Below are 21,649 nucleotides of genomic sequence, written 5' to 3'. Positions count from 1 at the left end.
TCTCTTTTATAAAGCAGAACCGTTCGACTTCAAGGATGCATCACATATGAGCAGCAAGGGTAAACTCAGACGCTGGCGTCTGGCTATCGGCCTGGTGATTTTGCCAATGGTACTGGCGGCCATTTACTACGGCATATTCGCCGCCGATCGCTATGTCAGCAGCGCACAGGTCGTTGTTCGTCAGGACGGTGGCAACCAGGCCGCCGCCATGCCAGGCCTGGCTACTCTGCTGACCGGCACCAACCCCGCGTCCAGGGAAGAGACGCTCTACCTGCGTGAATACATCGGATCAATGGACATGATGCTGTTGCTCGAAGAGCGCCTGCACTGGATCGAGCAATATGCCGCCCAGCGCAGCGACATGTTCTTCTGGCTCAACAAGGACGCCTCGCGCGAAGACCTGCTCAGCTACTACCAGCGCATGGTAACCGCCCACTACGACGAAACCACCGGCCTGTTGCGGGTTGAAGTGCAAGCCTTTACCCCCGAGCTTTCGGAGCAAATGCTGCGCACCATACTTTCCGCCAGCGAGAACTTCGTAAACGAAGTCAGCCACAGCATTGCCCGCGAACAAATGACCTTCGCCAAAAGTGAACTGGAGACCGCAAGGCTTCAATACGCCGATCGTAAAGCCGAACTGATCGACTTCCAGAACACCAACAAAGTGCTCGATGGCGCAAACACTGCACAAAGCCGTGCCCTCATCATTGCCGACCTCGAAGCTCAGCACACCAAAGAACAGGCCGTATTGACCGAGATGCAGTTCAAGCTTCGCGCCGATTCGCCGCAAGTGAAACAGCAAAAGCAAAGGGTTAACGCCATCGCCCAGCAACTGGCCAAGGAAAAACGCCTGCTGGTGTCGTCAACGGACGGCTCCCAGTTGAACGTAGTCGCCTCAGCCTTCCAGCAACTGACACTGGATGCAGGCATCGCCGAAGCCAGCTACAAAACCGCAGTAGCTGCGCTCGACAATGCACGGATTGAAGCCAGCAAAAAAATTCGCACCCTGGTGACGGTCGTAAGCCCGAACACCCCGCAACAAGCACTGTACCCAGAGCGCCTGTATAACCTGGCAACAATCTTGCTTGGCCTACTGATGCTGTACGGCATTACCCGCTTCATCCTGGCTTCGATCGAGGATCACCGTGATTAAATCCCTTACTGTCTCCCACTCGTTCCACCTGAAACTGGCAACAGTGGCCCTGGCGATCCTCGGTCTCTCGGGCTGCGGTGGCGTGATATCCGGCGCTGGCCCTTACAAGGGTGCCATCGAGTCCGAGAACACGACCTACAATCTGGTGGAGATCAACGCCAACACCATCGCACCTTATATGCGCGGTGCCGTGCGCCCGATGCAAGCCAACATCGCAAAACCGCTCGCCCCCTCGGCGCGACTGATGCCCGGTGATGTCCTGAGCATCCTGATCACCGACAACGCACCGGAGGGCTCGGCACTATTTGCCCCGCTGTCCACTGGCGGCACTCAGCTTAAAACACGCATCAACGACCAGGGCACGATTTCACTGCCCTATGTAGGCCAACCTTTTGTGGCAGGGCTGACCCTCACCCAAGTTGAGGCACTGATCGTCAAGCAGCTCAAAGGCATGACCACCGACGTGCAAACCCACGTCGAACTGGTTGGCGACCTGTCAGGCTCGGTACTGGTTGCGGGCGCAGTTAAATCCCCGGGGCGCTTCAGTACCCTGCAAGGGCCTTTGACCTTGCTCGATGCCGTCAACCAGGCGGGCGGACCGGTCTTGGAACCGCATCTGGTCAACGTTACCGTGCGTACCGGTAGCCAGGTTCAGCAGTTCAACTACGAAGACATTCTGGCCGGTAACAACATGGTGCTGCGTCCGAACTCGGAAGTCATACTCGAACGCGCCCGTCAACGCTTCGTGGCCATGGGCGCCGTGGCTGAGCCAGGACTGAAAGATCTGCCAGCGCAAAATACCAGCTTGCTGGATGCCCTGAGCAGTGTCGGCGGATTGAAAGAAGGCAGTGCCAACCCTGAAGGCGTATTTATATTCCGCATGGGCGAAGGCAACCAGACCAAACCTACCGTTCTGCGCCTCGACATGCGTGACCCGGCAGCGATCTTCTACGCTCGCCAAGTGGTGATCAAGTCAGATGACACCATCTATGTCACCAATGCGGCTGTTTATGAATGGCAAAAGGTTATTTCGCCAATTGTTCAAACTTTAATTCTAGGTAATACAATTGGAAAGTAATAGAACTAAATAGCATTTTAGCCCTCTAACTGCCAAGAAAAACCCACTCTATACACCCCAAGGGATTTACGGGGTAATCATTCAAAGGATACAGCAATGAAACGAGTAATCACTTTCGGAACATTTGACGTCTTGCATGTCGGCCACATTCGTATTCTTGAGCGAGCCAAGCAGCTTGGGCATCATTTGACCGTCGGCATTTCTTCAGACGCACTAAACTTCTCAAAAAAACAACGCAACCCGGTTTACCCAGAAAGAGATCGCTCCGAACTGATTGCCTCACTAAAATTTGTCGATGCTGTGTTTATCGAGGAATCTCTCGAGTTAAAAGCCGAATACATCAAAGAGCACGCCGCCGATATTTTAGTCATGGGCGACGACTGGGAGGGTAAGTTTGATTTCCTGAGCCCTCTGTGCGAAGTCACTTATCTCAAAAGGACAGAAGGCATCTCGACCACGCAGCTCATTGCTGAAATCAGGAAGTATGAATAACAGCGTCCTTATAACTCAGAAGCCCCCTACCCACTCACACTTCCAGCCAGGATTGGAGCAAGCACCGTGAACATTGAGCCTTTGCGCAGGGAAATTGCCACCCAAGGAGCCAGTAGTGGGCATTCTGTACACAAGAAAAGCCTAACACCTGGAGCGGTACGCAAGCCTCTGCCCAAGACTGAAAAGAAAGTAACATTCTTTTCAGCACTCGCGCTGACGCTGAAAGGCTACGAGTTGAACCGGTATAAACATTACGACGCTTTATGTCACAGCGCGTTAAAGTTTTTCGGCCAAAAAAACACTGCGAAAGTATATGAAAGCCGCTACACACGGTTTTTTCCTGGTGCAAAATGGCTGGCCGCACTTCTGCTGCTTCGCAACAAAGTCATCAGCGAACAAGAAACGTCATATCTTCTCGACTTCTTCAAGCTGAGCAACTCCCGCTACGTCCACTATAGCTTGGCAGATTGGCTGCTCAAACACAGAGTTTACAGCGCTGTCACAGAGGACTTTTTTGACAAGGCGAACGATAAGTGCCGCGAAATCAATGTCAACTTTCGCTACACGGACTTTATCACGCAGAAGTACGGATTCAGATCGGATAAAATAGCAAAAAATATTCGCCGCCTGATGATGCCAGATGTATTTCGATACCTCACAAAAAACCAGAAGCTTCGCCTCGCCGCCATGCTGTATCAGCGAAAAGACGACACTCAAGGGAACAGAGTCATTCGTAACGTCGGTCGTGGCTATATTCTAAAGAATACGACCAGTCCGTATATTTTCAACAAGCTTGTCGCCAATAAAATCTACACAGACGACTATATCATCAGAGGAAGCGAGTGCTACAAGGTCATACTTAGAGCACGAAATCAGTTTATCCAGATGATCCTAGCGTCCAGAAATAGTTTTTGCCTGGTCGGAAATGCCCCCACCGAGTTAAACCGTGGCAAAGGTAAAATCATCGACGCCAAAAAACTCGTCATCCGAATAAACAACTATAGCCTGGACTACCCTGAAGACTACGGGACCAAGCAAAGCATTTGGGTTCGAGTTGCCAATGCTGAAGTTGGCTGTCCGCACGCTCGACAAAATGACTTGATCATCTTTGCGGCCAACAACTTTGCGACAAAACGCAAAGATGCGGCAAATTATTTCTTGCCGCTGACATTGATGCAGAAAGAGCATACGGTGATTCCGAGCCATATATTTCACGAGCTCATCGGCAAGCTTGATGGCTTGCCGAGCACCGGCTTGGCGACTGCGTACTGGATTTATAAAATCATTGGCCCCATTCCCAAGCATTTTTTATTCGGCTTCAGTCATCTCGAAGAAGATGCAAATTTCAAAGCTCATTACTTTGTGGACAGCGCAAAAGCCGGTACCCACTTGCATCAGTGGGACAAAGAAACACGCATCTTCAATCAAATCACTCGCTAGGTCATGCCGCAGATGAAAGTCGCGTTTATAGTTTGGAACCCTTTCCAACTCATACAGTTTGAGCCGTTGGCCAAGCTTTGCACTGACCCCACCGTCATTCTTATCGACAAAGAAACCAATGCAAAACTTTTCCCACCTGGAATGTTGAAAAGCAAACATTGGAAAACCGTGTTTGTTAAACCGGCCGAAATCCCCTTGATCGATGGAACGCACGACATCATTTTTTTCCAGTCTGCCTTTCCTAATATTGAGAAAATAAAGACGACCAAGCTAGTATCTTTACAGTACGGCTTAGCAAAAGAGCGTCACAACTATGGTGAGTGGCGAGCGCTCGCTGACATGAATTTGATGTACGGTCAGTATTCAGCAGACATCGTATCTCACTACGCACCAAGCTATGCCGTCGGGAATTTGAAATTTGACACTTGGGGAGATTACACAGAACGCTATGCCGACAAAGTCCAACTGAGCAAAGAGCTGGATCTGGACCCAAGTAAAAAAACGCTTCTTTATATGCCGACTTGGGGTGAGCTTGGGTCGTTCGATGCCTTGCTGAAGCCTATCGCCGCCTTACAGAGCCGGTATAATGTACTGCTCAAAATGCACCACAACAATGATGCAAAAGTTCCTGAGTGGTTGATCTCTGCAAAGAGAGAGAAAATAAAACATATCTATGATGGGTCTGCAGACCAACTTAAACTGCTCTGCGCTTCTGATTTGATCATCAGTGATTTTTCCGGCGCTATTTTTGACGGCATGTTTGCCAACAAACCAATCCTGCTCTATCAAGAGAATTCATCAGGAAAAATTGGCGTCCAAAAATTTGACTTAGAGTCTTTAGAGTTCGCCCGTAGAAATGACATCGGCCATGTATGTGAACAGGCTGATGACTTCGAGCGTTCAGTTGATTATGCGCTTGAGCATGGGGCAGAACTGGTTGAAAAAGCACAGGCCCTGCGCAGCACTCTGTTTTCTCAGCCCCTGGGAAAAACGTCTGCACAAGCGTCTATTGATTATGCCAAGTGTTTATTTAACAATGAAATACCGCCATTGACCCAAGCACAAATATATGTGCGCGACACAGTACAACGGCTCCGAACGATTGAACCAAAATACAATCGTTTGACCAAGCAAGTTAGAGACATGAAAAAGCCGCTGCTTAAAAAACTCCTTACCTTGAAATTCTAGAGGCCCAGTATGTTTAATAAAAAATTCGCACTTTTCAGCCCTGAAGCAACTGTTTCAGATGACATTGAACTGAAAGGCCCTGTCCGCTTGGGCGCCGTCACTGTCGGCGCACGATGCGTGTTTGGTAAATACACCTACATGGGCTCCAACTGTAAAGTCGGTGGCGGAACCAAGTTCGGAAATTACTGCTCGATTGCTTCGGACGTTAATATCGGCCCTATTAGTCATCCGACATCGTTCCTTAGCTCGCACCCATTTCAATACTCTGAAAAACTGTTCACACCTGTAGGCCATTATAAAAATGTGAACCGCGTTAAGCGCTCCCCTCAAAAAGATGCTGTTGTGATTGGGCACGACGTATGGATCGGCACCAACAGCATTATTTTGCGTGGCGTGAATGTTGGGATCGGCGCGGTTGTAGCTTGCGGCGCCGTCGTTACCAAGGACGTGCCCCCATACGCCATCGTCGGTGGTGTCCCAGCGCAAATTCTCGGCTATCGGTTTGAGGATCACATTATTGAAGAGCTACTGAAACTGAAATGGTGGACGCTCAACCCTATTGATATGTCTGGCGTGGCATTCAATAACATTGAAATCGCGATTGAGCAGATTAAAGGTATCAAGCTGAACTTGGCACAAGCTAAGCTAGAGCGCGCGACGGCTTGATTTTAGCCAACACCTTTCAGCTCAATCTTTCAATACAGGTTTTATATGACGTCCCTAAGCAATACTGTTGTAGTTGGTAATAAAATTAACGTTGGCAACAATGCCCCTTTCGTGCTGTTTGGCGGCATCAACGTTCTGGAATCCCGCGACCTGGCCATGCGCGCCTGCGAAGAATACGTGCGCGTGACCGACAAGCTGGGCATCCCATATGTATTCAAGGCCAGCTTCGACAAGGCTAATCGCTCGTCCATTCACTCGTACCGCGGCCCGGGCATGGAAGAAGGCCTGCGTATTTTCCAGGACGTCAAAGCGGCATTCGGCGTACCGGTCATAACCGACGTCCACGAAATTTATCAGTGTGCGCCTGTCGCCGAAGTGGCAGATGTACTGCAATTGCCTGCGTTTTTGGCCCGCCAGACCGATCTGGTTGTCGCGCTGGCCAAGACTGGCAAGCCGGTCAACATCAAAAAGCCTCAGTTCCTGAGCCCGTCGCAGATGCAGAACATCGTGCACAAGTTCAATGAAGCCGGGAACGACCAACTGATCCTGTGCGACCGTGGCACCTGCCTGGGTTACGACAACCTGGTCGTCGACATGCTCGGTTTTGGCGTGATGAAGCGCACATGCGACAACCTGCCGATCATTTTCGACGTGACCCATGCCCTGCAACAGCGCGATCCATCGGGCGCAGCGTCCGGCGGTCGTCGTGAGCAAGTGGTTGAACTGGCACGTGCAGGCATGGGCGTCGGCCTGGCCGGCCTGTTCCTGGAAGCTCACCCGAACCCGGATCAAGCCAAGTGCGATGGCCCAAGCGCGCTGCCGCTGGACCAACTGGAGCCGTTCCTGGCTCAGATCAAAGCACTGGATGATCTGGTCAAGTCGTTCCCCGCGCTGAACATTGGTTAAACCGGCTTTCTGAAGCAAGGATTCTGAGCATGGCACGTACAGAACAACGGGTCGCGATTGTTATTCCGGCCCGCTACGGCTCGACTCGTTTGCCGGGTAAACCGCTCGCGGATATCTGCGGTAAACCAATGGTGCAGCATGTGTACGAACGCGCGCTGCAAGTGGCACACGCTGACGTAGTTGTCGTGGCAACCGACGACGAGCGTGTGGCCCAAGCCGTAGAAGCGTTTGGCGGTCAATACATCATGACCTCTGCGGATCACCCGTCAGGCACCGACCGTCTGGCAGAAGTCATGGCGAAAGTTGACGCAGATATTTACATCAACCTGCAAGGCGACGAGCCGCTGGTTCGCCCGGCGGATATCGACGCCCTCGCTACAGGCATGCTGGCCGACGCACAGGTCAAGGTCGGTACGCTGTGCCATGTGATCGATGCTCACGAAGCCGCCAACCCCAACACCGTGAAAGTGGTGTTGGCCCACAACGGCAATGCACTCTACTTCAGCCGCTCGCCCATCCCGTACCCACGGGATGGCGAGGAAGCCAGCTACCTCAAGCATGTCGGCGTTTACGGTTATCGTCGCGACGTGTTGGCGGACTACACCGGCCTGCCGCAAGCGATGCTGGAAAACGCCGAAAAACTTGAGCAACTGCGGCTTTTGGCTGCCGGCGTGTGCATTCGGGCATATGTTGTCGAGCCAACCGGGCCGGGTGTTGATACGCCCGAGTGCCTGGAGCAGGTACGCGCACTGATGAGCGGAAAAACACCGGCACCTCGCACTACGCTGAACGACATTCGCCTGGTGATCACCGACGTGGACGGTGTGCTGACCGATGGCGGCATTTACTACGACGCCACTGGCGAATGCCTGAAGCGTTTCCATGTGCGGGATGGCATGGGCATGCGTCTGCTGGAAGAGAATGGCGTACGCGTAGCGGTGTTGTCCGGTCGTGACTCGCCCACGCTGCGCAAGCGCGTTGCGGATCTGGGCATTACCCTGTGTCAGTTCGGGGTGAAGGATAAACTGACTGCATGCAATCAGTTGATGGCCGAAGCCGGTGTCAGCGCTGCGAACACAGCGTGCATTGGTGACGACTGCATCGACCTGCCGGCTTTCGCAGCGTGCGCGCTGTCGTTTGCGGTCGCCGATGCTCCGGTGTACGTAAAGGCAGCTGCTACTCACGTACTCACGGCAGCAGGTGGCACGGGCGCTTTCCGCGAAGTGGCAGACAGCATTTTGTTTGCCCAGGGCAAGGACGCAGTATTGGGCACTGCGGCAGGTTATGCGCAAGTCATGGCCAAGATGGCACAATAAAAAACACTCCCCCTAAGAGTCATGTCGAAGGGGGAGTATTGAAAATACCTCAATACCCCTTATGCACGTATTTACAAAACTTTTAGAGTGGGCCAATGCAGCGACCCTAAACTACTTGCAGGTTCATCCTATCCCAAGCATTGCACTCAAATAACACTGCAATTTATCAAGCATCCATTCGGCTTCAATCAGAACACTGTAAAAATAATACACATAGCCTGCTGACCAATATTCAATTTCGCTTGCTAACCCCCCTACCCTACTGCCCACCTTTTTTATAAAAAGACAGGGATCGCTTCGCCCTCTCGGGCCATTAAATTTTATCGGCTTTCGGATCTGCCCAAAATCTGAAAACCGTACAATTCAACGAACTGTATTCATGCCCCTCCCTTAGCCAAGCCTAGAAATAAAGACACTTTATAATCAATAGCCTCTTTAGAAAATTATTTTTATTTTCAAAGATAAAAAGGCTCTTTCGCTCTTTATTTCTCGCCGCTGACAGACAAAAAATTGACAGTCGCTCACGCCACTGAAAACACTCCACGCACAACCATACCCTTCACAAAGCAGTAGCGAAATCCGACACCCTCCAATCACCACCAAGAACTTGCACCCACGCCGCCCCCCCTGTATTGTTTATTTTTGGGGCGTGAGCATCGTTTAGCGCAACCATCAAGACCTCATCAATATAGAATTCTATTCCCTATGACTGCCATCATTAAGCCCCATCTAGCCGACAAGCTCACAGCTCCTAATACCGCAACCCAGCCATCCTCAAAAAGCAAGATTAGCGGTGATAATTTTTTATTAATACCCAATCCAAGCTCCAAAAAGCTGGTTCTTCTTTTCTCGGGCACCTACAAGAACGGAGGTCGATTTGACTTCTGGAATGTTGCACAAGCATTGAAGATGCACGCAAATGTGCTTCTGCTTAACAATGGGAAAAACCAGTGGTACCAACAGGGCATCCCGGACTTTGGCAAATCTTTGGCCGACTCTGTCGCTTACATCCAAAAACTCGCCAAAGAATTACGCACCACTGAAATTTATACGGTCGGCGTTAGCATGGGTGGTTTTGGAGCCGTTCTCTTTGGCTCCGGCCTAAAGGCGAAGGTCTTGGCATTCGGAATTGACTCCTTGGTATGCATCCCGGGAAGTCGAAGCCTTAAAAGCATGCACCCCTCAACCGCAATCGATATTCCTGACCTCAAACCACTTCTCATAGACCGTAAATTAAATTTCACATTGATTGTTGGTGAAATGGATATTCTTGATCTTTATGGCGCATCAAGACTTGCGGGGATTCCAGGCATCAAGACAATCTCTGTAAGAGGCATGGATCATGGTGGTGGACGTTACATCGACAAAACCATGGGCTTGGCGTCATTTATAAAAAACTTCATTTATAATGAAGCACTGCCGAGACTCAACGAAGAGGGCCAGGCGCTCAACTCCCAAAAACTCGTTGAAAGTCTGTACGAAGCTCACTGTTATAATGCGGATACAAAATGGGAACAGGCCTTAGAAATATTAGATCCGCTCGTAAAAGCATATCCAACGAGCGAAATTGCCCATTATTCATTAGCGCTGAATCTGATCAAATTAAAAAAATACAAAGAAGCTAGAAGCCATTTATGCTTTGTGGCGGCAATGACACCTGATTTTATTTCTGGAAGGTTCTATCTCGCCTACTGCTTAAGAATGGAAAAACAGTACAAAGCCGCTCTGCACTTGTTCCTTGATCAATTAAAAGAAAAACCAGAGTCTGGCCCCACACTATTTAACATAGGTTCAACTCTCCTCTCTATGGGCGAGCCAGATGAAGCACTTCCATACATTGAAAAAGCCGTAGAAATCCAGCCAAACAAGAAAGCCTATAGTCAAAAGCTTGAAAGCTTAACTAAAAATAAAGTAACGCACTAGTTTAAGCTACTGCGCAAATCACCAAATATTTTCACAGCCATCACGCCGTCAGCTGAGAGACTACCAATTAGACAAGCATTGGTAGTTTCTCACCGCTCGCCATCACCGCCTCTTGATGCCCATACCCTTAACATTTAAACACCATGAACTCGTCCATTCCAAGAGGGGAGCCAGCCTGACAAATGAAACACAGGCTGATGGAGGACTTGCAGTGATCCCTCACTGCAACGATACCTCACCTTACTAATGGCATCACCCACATATCAAAACTCCGACTCCCTTTCGTACCGCCCGCCATTCCGAAGGTTAGCGCCAGTTCGCCATTATAACGGATGACCTCCAGCCCTTCAGGCTCATAAGTCCTGGGCTTGCCCTTCATTAACTGGTTTGAGCTGGCGCTGGGCAAATCATCTATCGCGATGGTCCCACCTTCCAAGCGATATGAACCTAACAGCTTAGTTTGATTGGCCCTTCCATTACCAGAAAGAACAAAAACGGTATTGCCTACTACTGCCAGACCTTGACGCCACTGTTTATGATCCTGCTGGGCGTCGTCGAGCATCCACGTATAAATCGGTTTGATGGCGCCACTTTCCCTTCCAGACTCAACTACATCTCGGCGATTATAAACATTGACTTGCTGAAGACTATCCTTCCCTTTCCCGACAGTCCCCATTGTCACCAGATACTTACCATCCACTGAAACCGAGCTAAAGTAACCTCTCACTGGAGTAGCAGATAATCGATAGTCCTCAACACCTTCTATCTGGCCTTCCTCATTCATGTTAAATCGGACCACGCCTTTTCTAGCGCGGTCAGGCAACCATAACTCTGCCCTACCCTCTTGAATACTTAATGACAAATCTTGCGGGTGAGAAAACTCCTGCGACGGGCTTGAGGTACGCTCACTCAAGTAGGGTGCAACAGGTGGAAATTCCGAAATAATCACAGTTTCTGGCTTTCGACCAACAGATGCAGTCGCCAACCACTTGCACTTTACCTCATCGAATGCAAATGACTGAATTAATGCACCCGCATATTGATCGTTAAAATTAAAGCTCCCCAAATGCTTAATGTTATCAGCAACCGGTGTCGCAGGTCGAAAGTAGCCCTGCGTCATCGCGAGAGGTAGTTTAGCAACTGATGGTTCACATGAACCTGCGTCAGCTAATGCCGCCCACCCAGAGAATCCGAATATAGAAGCAATAATGACACTTCTCTTCGCCAACATTGAATTCCTAAGCTTCATACCCACTCCTTCCAGCTGAGGCAATTAAATTTTCCGCAGTGATACTTCACATCACTCACACAACACCTTAACCCGCAATATTGGTAAAGCATAGGGTATCTATCAGAGGTAGAGGCGAGAACAGTTCATGAAATTTTGTTTAACATTCCATTATCGTACTGCACCTCTACACCCGAGAAAGAACAGGCACCTGAGCGCTGATAACGACTAAAAATTTCGCACCTTTAAAGCTTCGACAAATGAGGCAGGGAATGTCTTGAGCGCAGCTGCGTGAGTTGCTTGTGTCGATCATTGGCCTGATCGCGCTGATGAGGATCTGTGTCGACAAATCACTACAGTGTTTGACGGCGGCTTTAGGCAGGACGCGCCCGCTCGATCGCAGGTGCGTTTTTTCATTTGGTAAGCGCCAGGCAGTTATCCATGCCTGACGCAGCTACACACCAATCAGTCGAAAATTTCAACCACACCCACGATCTCATTGGCGTGATTAGTCACAGCCAGGGCGCGGATTTTATTGTCGATCATGTAGGCTTCCGCTTCGGACAGCTGCGACTCTTCCCTGATCGTGTGCGGGTTACGCGTCATGAACTGGTCAACATTGCTGCCGGTGACACCCTGGTTCTGCAGCAGTGCACGACGCAGGTCGCCGTCAGTAACGATGCCCACCAGCACACCCTGGTCCAGAACCACGGTCAGCCCCATGCGGCTTTCGGTCATGACCAGAAGGCAGTCGTGAAAACTGGTGGCCGGGGAAACGATAGGTGCCGGGGAGTGCATCACATCGCTGACGCGAGTCAGCAATTTGCGGCCCAGGCTGCCGCCCGGATGGTAGCGGGCGAAGTCCATCGGCTTGAATTGAATGGCTTCGATGATGGCGACGGCCAGTGCATCGCCCATGGCCATGGTGGCCAGGGTTGAAGTGGTCGGAGCCAGGTTGTTCGGACACACTTCGCGTTCGACGGAAATGTCGAGCCAGATGTCTGCATGTTTGGCCAGGGTCGATTTGCCATTCCCGGTCATGGCAATGATTTTGTTGCCAAAGGATTTCAGGCTCGGAATCAGCTTGATCAGCTCTTCGGTCTCACCGCTGTAACTGATCAAGATCAGCACATCAATCGGCTTGAGCATGCCCAGGTCGCCATGGAAAGCTTCAGCCGGATGCAGGAAGAAACTCGGAGTGCCAGTGGAGGCGAAGGTCGCGACCATTTTTTGACCGATCAGGCCAGACTTGCCCATGCCGCAGACCACTGTACGTCCTTTACAACCGAGAAGCAGTTCGACAGCGCTCTGAAATTCACCATTGAGACGATCAGCCATTTGGGTAACAGCTTGTGCCTGGGCGATGAGGGCTTCTTTTGCGATAGCGAGGTGATTCATCTTTTTGACTTTCGTCCTTGAAGTGATGGAATGGGAGGGGCAGAGAATTTTAAGGGTTTTGTAACAATTAGCAAACTCACGTTACATACGCCCGTTTAGTTTTTTTGATTGGAATTCAGTTCTGCCAAGAAAAATCGGCCTGACAAGTAAACTTTTCGTTGTACCTGAGTTCTCTATCACTCAGCATATTGCTACCAATACCGCAGTAAGTCGGACGTACGGCATTCGCCTAAGTTGAAACCATGAATTCGGATCTACACCCTCTGCAGGGCCGCAGAACACTTTACCGCTGGCAGCACGGTCAGTTGCAGGATCATTTACGTGCGCTATTGCCACAATGGCGAATACAGCCACTGACCATCGTTAGCCAGGATCTGGACTCCAATGCCTCCTTCGTCAACTACGTGCGCCACCATCAGATAACTGATCCCGGCACGGGTATGACCGTGGAACTGGTCGAAAAGTCCATCCGCAAGATGTTTTTTATTGGCAGCCAGGAAGCACGCTTTTATCGGCAGCGGGACATGCTCAATGCCAGTACGCGATTTCAATACCCGGCCTGCCTGGGAGTGATTGAAACGCCGTGGGAAAGCCTGATCTTTACTGAATTTGTGCGCGGCAAGCCGCCGCGCATGCCAAACATTGCACCGCAACTGGCCCTTGGCATTGCCGAACAGGAAGCACTGAGCCACGACTACCTGAGCCGCCAATCCGCACACAAGGCCCCCCTGTTCTGGAGCATGGACTTTTACCGCCCGTGGTTTCTGTTGCGTCCGCGGTTCAACTTTGCACGCTGCCTGCCCGAACTTGAGCGGCTCGGACAGAGCGATGAGCGCTTCAGTGGCCTGGCGGAAAAATTCAAGGCCTTTACTCCGCTGCTGGCACGGCTGAGCAAGGCAGCGCGTCGTAGCCCCAAATGCATTAGCCACATGGATTACCTGCGCAAGAACCTGTTTGTCGACAAAGGCCAACTGCTGTTGATCGACTGGAGCGAGGTCAAGGTAGGACGCGTCGGTTTTGACGGCGGGGCCTACTTGAGTGCGTTGTTCCGACGAAAGGATATGCCGCTGTTCCTCAAAGCCCAGCAGCAGTTTATAGACACTTACCGCCAGGCACTGCCCGCGCATTTCAACCCCGATGATGCGCTATGCAACCTTCACTATATATTCCTGCTCAATGCTTTATTTCACTGCTTGCGCTCAGAAACCATCAGCGAGTACCAAGAGAAGAAACGCATGCCTTTGCTGCGACAAAAGTATGACTACCTGCTCGGATTGCTGGATAAACAAGAGCAAATCGCCACCATACACCCTCTCTGATTTTAAGATTATTCCTACATACAACCGATAAAAATCAGGCTACCCACCCCTGATTTGTATTAATATCCGCGCCTCATATTTTGTCGTCCAGCCCTGCTCGACGGCTTATCCCGCAAGATACTTCCAACGGATTTCTGTTTCACGCTTATGGATGAAGCTATTCCTCTACCGCGCTTGCTAGTCCTGTCCAAAGGTGCTCAGGGCATATCCACCCTACCCGCGCTGCTGCCCGATTACGTGCTGCAAAACGGCACTGTGGCCGACATTTGCAAAGCCGATTGCGTGATGGCCTGGGGACGCAAGCCGAGCGCAATCAAAGCCCTTGCAATAGCCTCGCGCGCCAATTTGCCGGTCGTTACCCTGGAAGACGGTTTTTTGCGCTCCATGGGGCTGGGCGCTGATGAGCCGCCGCTGTCGCTGATTGTTGATGACCTGGGTGTTTATTACGACGCCAGCGCGCCCTCGCGCCTGGAACAGTTGATCGCTACCCCGCTCAGCCCGGCCGAAGCCATACGCGCCAGAGCGCTGCAGCAGCTATGGCAACAACAGCGGGTGTCCAAATACAACGACGCACGCATCGAACACCCTGAACTGCCTGATGATTGCGTGCTGCTGGCGGATCAAACCTTTGGCGATGCATCACTGCAAGGTGCCGACCCGCAAGCGTTCAACGCAATGCTCGAGGCGGCGCTGGAGCGCTACCCCACCAGCACAGTGCTGCTCAAGGTTCATCCCGACGTGGTCGCGGGCCGCAAGCAAGGGCATTTTGATCTGGCGGCACTAGCAACCCACCCTCGGGTGCAAGTACTGGCGAACCATGTTCATCCGGCCGAATTACTGCCGCGCATGCGGGCCGTATATGTGATGACTTCGCAACTGGGCTTCGATGCCCTGCTGTGGAATGTGCCTGTACATACCTGGGGCATGCCGTTTTATGCCGGCTGGGGGCTGACACAGGATCGCTTGCCGCCGCCTTCACGCCGTCACCCGGTCAGCCTCGAGCAACTGGTGCATGCCAGCCTGGTGCGCTATGCACGTTATGTCAGCCCCGAAACCGGGCAGTCATGCACGCCTGAGGTGCTGATGCACTGGCTGGGTCTGCAGCGCCGCCATCGCAGCGTGTTGCCGGCCTCTGTGCAGATGCTGGGCTTCAGCCGCTGGAAAGAGTCACTGGCAAACCTGTTCTTCAAAGGTTCGGCGATTCAATTCATTAAGTCTGAGCAACTGCTGGACCCTAGGCTGCCAACGGTATCCTGGGGCTGTAAGCACGACACTGAACTTACGGCACACCCACACCCGGTGAACCGGGTTGAGGACGGTTTTCTACGCTCGGTCGGACTCGGCGCGGGCAAGACCAGGCCTCTGTCCTGGGTCGTGGACGACCTGGGTATCTATTACGACGCTACTCGCCCGTCGCGCCTGGAACGCATCTTGCTTGACGATCCCTTTGAAGATTCGTTGCAGATGCGGGCACAGGCCCTGCGCGAGGCTATTTGCCATACAGGGGTAACCAAATACAACTTGCCCGGCGAGCCCTGGGCGCGACCTGCCGAAGCCAAACGGGTGATTCTGGTCACAGGGCAAGTGGAAGACGGGGCAAGCTGCAGGTTGCCGCGTGGGGGGCCAATACCGTACGCACCGAGTTCGCTTACCTCACGGGTATACCCGGCGAACGCCTGGGGGTTCACCGCTTTAATCCGTACCGTGTGCTGGCGCGCAAGGGCTTGCCGAGTCTGGCCAGCCACCTCAAGACACAGGGCTATCGCACGGTGTGCATTCACCCGTTCCATGGCAGTTTTTATGGACGCAACAAGGTGTTGCCCGCGCTGGGTTTCGACGAATTCATCGACATACAAAGCTTTGATGAGTCACAGAAAGCCGGGCCGTTTATTGGCGATTGCGCCGTGGCGGACAAGATCCGCGAACTGCTGCAAGACCCGACCCGCACACAACCCCTGTTCATCCACGCCGTGACCATGGAAAACCATGGGCCGCTGCACCTTGAACAGGTTGAAGCGGCGCAGTTGCCGACCTGGTTTGACCAGCCACTGCTGCAAGGCATGGACGATCTCGCCCCCTACTTGCGCCATATCGCCAATGCCGACCTGATGCTCGGCAAGCTGCGCACGACCCTCCTGGAACAACCCAACGAAGCACTGCTGTGTTTCTTTGGCGATCATGTGCCGATCCTCCCCGATGTCTATCAAGCCATTGGCGAACCCGTGGGCGACACCGACTACCTGATATGGTCCAACCGCCGCCCGCTCAACGTCACCCCAAGCCCGCTGCAGGTCGACAGGCTAGCCTGTCATTTACTGGCCTGCGCTGCTCAAACACCCTCCACCCGCGGAGCCGCGTGAGGCATGGTCCCCATAGTGCAGGGTTCGAGCCTGACGCCGGACCTGCTCACCGATCCCGGGCTGTCACGCCTGGTGACAGAAGGCCGGGGCTCGCTGGCCTTCATCATCGGCAATGCCGCCTGCCGCCAACGCTTGCTTGGCGCCAGCATTCATTGGGACCGCATACTGCTGGCCTTTGAAGATGGACAAGCGGTGGGCTATGCCGCACTCAAGTATCAGATGCGCGGGCCGTTTGCGTTGCGCGTCAAACCTTTTGTTCGCGAATTTGGCTGGCTCAGCGGCACACTGCGGTTCGCCGCGTTCTGCCTGAGCGAGTGCCGAGAATGGCGCTACCCGTTCCTGCTGTATGGCTTGCGGGTCAGCAGGTCGGCACGCAATCACGGCATCGCCAGCGCGCTGCTGCAGGCGTGCAGCAAACATGCCGCGACCCGAGGGTTCAGGGCTGTTTATCTGGAAGTACCGCTGGCCAATGACCGCGCTCGCCACCTGTACCTGCAAAACGGCTTTAGCCTGCTGCCCAAGCGCTGGGTACCATGGCCGCCCGTGCGCACCATGCGCCGTTATGTGGAGACTCAGCCGTGAACGGTCTGGACACCCCCTTCATGCCTTTGCAACCGTTGGTTGAAGGGCCCGGCTGGATCGGCATCATGTCGCAATGGGTGGCGTGGAAGGTCCTGCATTTACCGCAATTTCTCGGCCCGGAAGGGGAGCCTTTCTGGCTCTGGCAGCGCGGGCAACGTGCGCCCAAAGGCCTGAAAGCTATCGCCGGTATCGGCTATAAACAATCATCGGCTCATGCGCGGGTGCTGTGCCAGCGCTGGGGCCTGACCTACATCGCACTGGAAGACGGCTTTCTGCGCTCTTCGTCACTGGGTATCGAAGGCGACACACCGATGTCGATGGTGGTCGACCCGGTGGGCATCCACTACCTGGCAGATCGCCCTTCCCTGCTGGAAAACATTCTTCAGTCCCCCGACAGCCTTCGCCCTGACGAACTGCAAAGCGCCCGCCAGTTGATCGAATTGATGCGCCGTACCGGCATCGGCAAATACAACAACGCACCCGACCTCGACCCCGCCGATCCGCTGGGTCGCGAGCGGCCATTGATATTGGTCGTGGATCAAACCGCCGGGGATTACTCGATCCCGGGCGGCGGTCTGTGCGAAGCCGATTATGTACGCATGCTTGACGTGGCCATTAGCGAAAACCCGGACGCCGAAGTCCGCGTACGCATTCACCCGGACTGTATTGGCGGGCAAAAGCCCAGTTGCCTGCTCGCCGCAGCAACCGCAAGGGGCGTAGCGCTGGAGAGTCGACCCGTGTCCTGGGCTTCGTTGGCACGGCGTGCGCGCCGGGTGTACATCGGCACCAGTCAGGCCGGGCTTGAAGCCTTGATTCAAGGCGTACCCGTGACCTGCTTCGGCCTGCCTTTTTATGCAGGCTGGGGGCTGACGGACGACCGCATGCCAATCCCGCGGCGTCGGGCACGACCAGATCTGGTGCAACTGGTGGCAGCCGCTTACATACGCTACAGCCGCTATGTCGATCCACTCACCAGCCTGCCGACCGATGCCCTGACCATTGCCCGTCAGCTGGCGCGGCAAAAAGCACAGGATGCCGAGTTTGCCGGGAACATCACGGTGCTCGGGATCAAACGGCATAAACAGCACAACCTGCGGCGTTTTTTCAGTAGCCGCTGGGGTCAGTTGAAGTTCAGCGCAGACAGCCCGATGCTGCTGGCAGAAGTGGCCGCCCAGAGCGGCACCTTGCTGGTATGGGCGGCCCGCGAACCGGCCAGCCTCAAGGCCCGGGCGCAGGCCTCGAACGTACCGGTGTTGCGCATCGAAGATGGTTTTCTGCGTTCCAACGGGTTGGGCTCGCTCAACGCCCCGGCGCTGTCACTGGTACTCGACCGCAGCGGCATTCACTACGATGCCAGCGCGCCTTCCGACCTCGAAACCCTGCTCGAACAGGGTGCTTTTGACCCCGCTACGCTGGCTGAAGCCGCCCGTTTGCGCGAACGGATCGTGGCGCTGGGCGTCAGCAAGTTCAACCTTAAAAGCAACGCCGATCACCTGGTACGGGCACGTCCGGGCCAGCGCCGGATTCTGGTACCCGGCCAAGTGCAGGACGATGCCTCATTGCGCTGCAGTGTCACCCACCTGCACGACAACCTGGCGCTGCTCAGGCATGTGCGCAGCAACGCTCCGGATGCCTGGATCGTGTACAAGCCGCACCCGGATGTCGAAGCGGGCAAGCGTCAGGGCAGCCTGAGCGAAATGCTCTTGCACGAACTGGCGGATCAGGTGTTGCCCGGTGCCGACATCGCTCAGCTTTATGCCCAGGTCGATGAAGTGCATACCATCAGTTCCACGGCCGGCTTCGAAGCCTTGCTGCGGCATTTGACCGTAGTGACCTACGGCACCCCGTTTTATGCCGGTTGGGGGCTGACCCAGGACTCGCAGCCCTTGACCCGCCGAACCCGGCGTCTGAGCCTGGATGAGTTGGTCGCCGGCGTCCTGTTGCGCTATGCGCGCTACGCCGACCCGCACACAGCTTTGCCCTGCGATGCGTGGCATGCCCTGGCATGCCTGTCGAACCCTTCCCCGCCACGCCTGAGACTTCAGCCGCGTGTTCAGGCACTGCTCAATTACACCCGGACCATGCTCGGATTCCCCCGTGCAGCGGTTCCGCTAAAGGATTAGTCCATGCCTGCTTCATTAAAGGATCTGGGCCGTTATGCAGCGCTGCCATGGCATTGCCTGCAACTGCTGACCCACGCTAAATCGTTCGAAAACAACCCGGTGTTGGGCAGCCCCCGACTCAATGCCATGGGCTTGCACGTGCAACGTCGCCAGATTGCCATGGCCATGGCCGCCATGCGCCGCCGGGCACTGGCATCGCGAATGAACCCGGCCGAACAGGCAAGCTTCGAGGAGCAGGGATTCTTCGTGCGCGAGAACGCCCTGCCCGCCGAGCAATTTTCGGCCTTGCGGGCCGAACTGGGTGACTTGCGCAGCACCGGCTGGGAAATGCGTCAGGGCAAGGCGGTGACCCGCCGAGTAAGCCTGGACCAGGACGTGCTGGCACAAAACCCGGCCACCGCAGCCTTTATCGCTGACCGCAGCGTGCGTGATCTGATTTCCTATGCTTCATCCAACACCGGTGGCATCACCTATCAACTGCAGTCGATCGTGATCGATGCGGTGAATCCCGAGGAAGACCCGCAAACCCGCCTGCACACCGACACTTTCCATCCGACCGCCAAGGCGTGGTTGTTTCTGGATGACGTGGCCGACGATCAGGGGCCGTTCAGCTATGTGCCGGGGTCCCATCGCCTGACGCCCGAGCGATTGGCCTGGGAGTATCGTCAGAGCCTGGGCGCAGCCTGTTCACCCGAGCAAATGCACCGCGAGGGCTCGTTCCGGATTTATGAGAATGAATTGGCCGGGCTGGGTTTGCCGCCACCGCGGCGTTTCGCGGTACCCGCCAATACTCTGGTAGTGGCTGACACATCGGGTTTCCACGCCCGCTGCCCGAGCCTGCGCCCGAGCCACCGGGTGGAAATCTACGCAAGCCTGCGCCGCAACCCCTTTATCCCGTGGCGCGGCGCCCACCTGTTCGCCCTGCCATGGATTGCCAACCACCATATGCGCTGGGACATTCGTCTCAAACGCATGATGGGGTTTGATAAACGCAGCCATTGGCGGTTCATCGAACAGCTCAATGCCTATGAGAAGCCCTTTATCTAGCCTTTGTGGCGCCGCCTGAACCACCAGCCAGGCGGCTTGCTGCACAGCGTTTCAAGGTGCTGCAAGCCGGCAGCTCAATCCAGCCGTGCCAGCTCTTCTGCCACGATGGCCACGGTACGGCTGATCTGCTCTTGCGTGTGCTCACAAGACACAAAGAAGCGCACCCGCGCGGTTTTCTCCGGCACCGCCGGATAGAGGATCGGCTGAGCGTTGATGCCCCGTTCAAACAGGGCGCTGGACAGTTGCCCCGCCTTGAGCGAGCTGCCGGTAATCACCGGTATCACGGCCAGCCCGGTGCTGGTTGCCGTATCCAGCCCGGCCTCCCTGGCCAGTCGCAAAAACTGCTCGCCACGGGCCTGAACGGCCTGTACTCGCTCATGGTCGTTGATCAGGCAGCGCAGCGCCGCCAGGGCCGACGCAGTGACGGACGGAGGCAGGCCCACACTGTAGAGAAAACCGGGCGCCAGAAACTTCAAATGCTCCACCAGCGCCGTATTACCCGCAATGTAGCCACCGCAGCTGGCGAGGGTCTTGCTCAGGGTTCCCATCCAGATGTCTACGTCATCTCCGGCCAGGCCGAAGTGTTCACGTATGCCCCTGCCTGTCGCGCCCATGACACCCAACGAATGAGCCTCATCGACCATCAGGAAGATTTTGTGCTTGCGTTTGAGCTCGACAAATCGCGGCAAGTCCGGATAGTCGCCGTCCATGCTGTAAATGCCTTCGACCACCACCAGCACCCGTTCAAAATGCTGACGTTGTTCACCCAGAATGCGGTCCAGCGCTTGCCAGTCGTTGTGAGCAAAGCTGAGGCGGCGGGCACCCGAAAGCTGAATGCCCTGCAACACGCTGTTATGCACCAACTCATCATGCAGCACTAAATCCCGCGGACCGAACAGATAGCCGATGGTGGTGACGTTAGTGGCATGACCGCTGACAAACACAACAGCGTCATCAACTTCGTAAAAGCTGGCCAGCTCACGCTCCAGCTCGCGGTGCAACGGTCGATCACCGGACACCACGCGGCTGGCCGACACCGAAGTGCCGTAACGATCTATAGCGTCCTTAGCCGCCTGAACCACCACCGGATGCCCGGAGTAGCCCAGGTAGTTGTAACTGGCGAAGTTCACATAATCCTGGCCACCAATACAGGTTTGGGCACCTGCCAGCCCGTCATGCAGACGGAAAAACGGGTTTCCCAAGCCCATGCGTGCTGCACTTTGTTGCAGGAACTGCATCTGCTGATAGCCGGGATACAGATCGAAACGGTAAAACGCCTCGGGAACTTTCAGTGCCGCCTGCTGCGCTTGCTCAAGGGTCGCGCCATTACTGTCTCCTGCGCCGTTGCGACGGCGCTCCAGTGCTTGCTGGATCAAACGCTGCTTGATACCCCCACTCAGACCCCCGGGTGTTTTTGCACTTATCTCACT

Annotated in this window: 17 protein-coding genes and 2 pseudogenes; 16 read left to right on the top strand and 3 right to left on the bottom strand. The window is 54.3% G+C overall.

The features are described from left to right. Positions 1-46: 46 nt before the first annotated feature. The 10 genes and pseudogenes from JQ845_RS04155 to JQ845_RS04115 all read left to right on the top strand — a co-directional run bounded on the left by JQ845_RS04155 (position 47) and on the right by JQ845_RS04115 (position 10,162). On the top strand, positions 47-1,153 hold the full coding sequence (locus JQ845_RS04155) for an ABC transporter permease (protein WP_010657292.1): 1,107 nt from the start codon (positions 47-49) through the stop codon (positions 1,151-1,153). Then, entirely contained in the window at positions 1,146-2,231 is a 1,086-nt protein-coding gene (locus JQ845_RS04150; protein WP_029612956.1) for a polysaccharide biosynthesis/export family protein, read from the top strand. The genes JQ845_RS04155 and JQ845_RS04150 overlap by 8 nt, the downstream gene beginning before the upstream one ends. Positions 2,232-2,327: 96 nt before the next feature. Then, on the top strand, positions 2,328-2,723 hold the full coding sequence (locus JQ845_RS04145; RefSeq protein ID WP_010657294.1) for an adenylyltransferase/cytidyltransferase family protein: 396 nt from the start codon (positions 2,328-2,330) through the stop codon (positions 2,721-2,723). 66 nt (positions 2,724-2,789) lie between these two features. Continuing rightward, positions 2,790-4,163 carry a hypothetical protein gene (locus JQ845_RS04140; protein ID WP_203008423.1) on the top strand — a complete coding sequence of 458 codons (1,374 nt, stop codon included), beginning with the start codon at positions 2,790-2,792 and terminating at the stop codon, positions 4,161-4,163. Between the two features lie 12 nt (positions 4,164-4,175). Further along, positions 4,176-5,351 carry a CDP-glycerol glycerophosphotransferase family protein gene (locus tag JQ845_RS04135; RefSeq protein ID WP_203008420.1) on the top strand — a complete coding sequence of 392 codons (1,176 nt, stop codon included), beginning with the start codon at positions 4,176-4,178 and terminating at the stop codon, positions 5,349-5,351. A 9-nt stretch (positions 5,352-5,360) separates the two neighbouring features. After that, the gene (locus JQ845_RS04130) at positions 5,361-6,017 is read left to right on the top strand and encodes a CatB-related O-acetyltransferase (RefSeq protein WP_203008417.1); all 657 of its coding nucleotides are present in this window, start codon (positions 5,361-5,363) and stop codon (positions 6,015-6,017) included. Between the two features lie 45 nt (positions 6,018-6,062). Then, on the top strand, positions 6,063-6,923 hold the full coding sequence (gene kdsA / locus JQ845_RS04125) for a 3-deoxy-8-phosphooctulonate synthase (protein WP_010657298.1): 861 nt from the start codon (positions 6,063-6,065) through the stop codon (positions 6,921-6,923). Between the two features lie 29 nt (positions 6,924-6,952). Further along, positions 6,953-7,678: pseudogene (gene kdsB / locus JQ845_RS23345) on the top strand (3-deoxy-manno-octulosonate cytidylyltransferase); the annotation flags it as partial. Next, a complete protein-coding gene (locus JQ845_RS23340; RefSeq protein WP_306768564.1) occupies positions 7,676-8,239 on the top strand; it encodes a KdsC family phosphatase in 564 nt (187 codons plus the stop codon). The pseudogene kdsB and the gene JQ845_RS23340, both read left to right, overlap by 3 nt. Before the next feature lie 705 nt (positions 8,240-8,944). Beyond that, the gene (locus JQ845_RS04115) at positions 8,945-10,162 is read left to right on the top strand and encodes a tetratricopeptide repeat protein (protein ID WP_127196480.1); all 1,218 of its coding nucleotides are present in this window, start codon (positions 8,945-8,947) and stop codon (positions 10,160-10,162) included. Positions 10,163-10,397: 235 nt separating this feature from the next. Here the strand turns inward: JQ845_RS04115 and JQ845_RS04110 are convergent, their stop codons facing one another. Further along, positions 10,398-11,411 (bottom strand): phage baseplate protein, encoded by a 1,014-nt coding sequence (locus JQ845_RS04110; RefSeq protein ID WP_010657300.1) that lies wholly within the window; start codon positions 11,409-11,411, stop codon positions 10,398-10,400. A 444-nt stretch (positions 11,412-11,855) separates the two neighbouring features. Beyond that, a complete protein-coding gene (locus tag JQ845_RS04105; protein WP_010657301.1) occupies positions 11,856-12,788 on the bottom strand; it encodes a KpsF/GutQ family sugar-phosphate isomerase in 933 nt (310 codons plus the stop codon). Between the two features lie 242 nt (positions 12,789-13,030). Between JQ845_RS04105 and JQ845_RS04100 the strand changes: the two genes are divergently transcribed. The 6 genes and pseudogenes from JQ845_RS04100 to JQ845_RS04075 all read left to right on the top strand — a co-directional run bounded on the left by JQ845_RS04100 (position 13,031) and on the right by JQ845_RS04075 (position 20,219). After that, the gene (locus JQ845_RS04100) at positions 13,031-14,107 is read left to right on the top strand and encodes a phosphotransferase (protein ID WP_232286880.1); all 1,077 of its coding nucleotides are present in this window, start codon (positions 13,031-13,033) and stop codon (positions 14,105-14,107) included. A gap of 147 nt (positions 14,108-14,254) precedes the next feature. Next, positions 14,255-15,715 (top strand): annotated as a pseudogene (locus JQ845_RS04095) (capsular polysaccharide biosynthesis protein); the annotation flags it as partial. After that, positions 15,601-16,467, top strand: a complete 867-nt coding sequence (locus tag JQ845_RS04090) for an LTA synthase family protein (protein ID WP_236010187.1) — start codon at positions 15,601-15,603, stop codon at positions 16,465-16,467. The pseudogene JQ845_RS04095 and the gene JQ845_RS04090, both read left to right, overlap by 115 nt. Before the next feature lie 3 nt (positions 16,468-16,470). Beyond that, positions 16,471-17,049: a GNAT family N-acetyltransferase gene (locus JQ845_RS04085; RefSeq protein WP_203008414.1), complete on the top strand. Its 579-nt coding sequence runs from the start codon at positions 16,471-16,473 to the stop codon at positions 17,047-17,049. Further along, on the top strand, positions 17,046-19,172 hold the full coding sequence (locus JQ845_RS04080) for a capsular polysaccharide biosynthesis protein (RefSeq protein ID WP_236010180.1): 2,127 nt from the start codon (positions 17,046-17,048) through the stop codon (positions 19,170-19,172). Before JQ845_RS04085 ends, JQ845_RS04080 begins: the two co-directional genes overlap by 4 nt. A 3-nt stretch (positions 19,173-19,175) precedes the next feature. Then, positions 19,176-20,219, top strand: a complete 1,044-nt coding sequence (locus tag JQ845_RS04075) for a phytanoyl-CoA dioxygenase family protein (RefSeq protein ID WP_003446039.1) — start codon at positions 19,176-19,178, stop codon at positions 20,217-20,219. 74 nt (positions 20,220-20,293) lie between these two features. Here JQ845_RS04075 and JQ845_RS04070 read toward each other — a convergent pair whose 3' ends face one another. Then, positions 20,294-21,643, bottom strand: coding sequence for an aminotransferase class I/II-fold pyridoxal phosphate-dependent enzyme (locus JQ845_RS04070; RefSeq protein ID WP_029612964.1), 1,350 nt, complete (start codon positions 21,641-21,643; stop codon positions 20,294-20,296). Positions 21,644-21,649: the final 6 nt, after the last annotated feature.

Source organism: Pseudomonas paraversuta (assembly GCF_904063065.1).
Classification (GTDB): domain Bacteria; phylum Pseudomonadota; class Gammaproteobacteria; order Pseudomonadales; family Pseudomonadaceae; genus Aquipseudomonas; species Aquipseudomonas paraversuta.
Note: the sequence above shows the minus strand (reverse complement) of the source record. Positions and strands in the feature narration are given on the sequence as shown.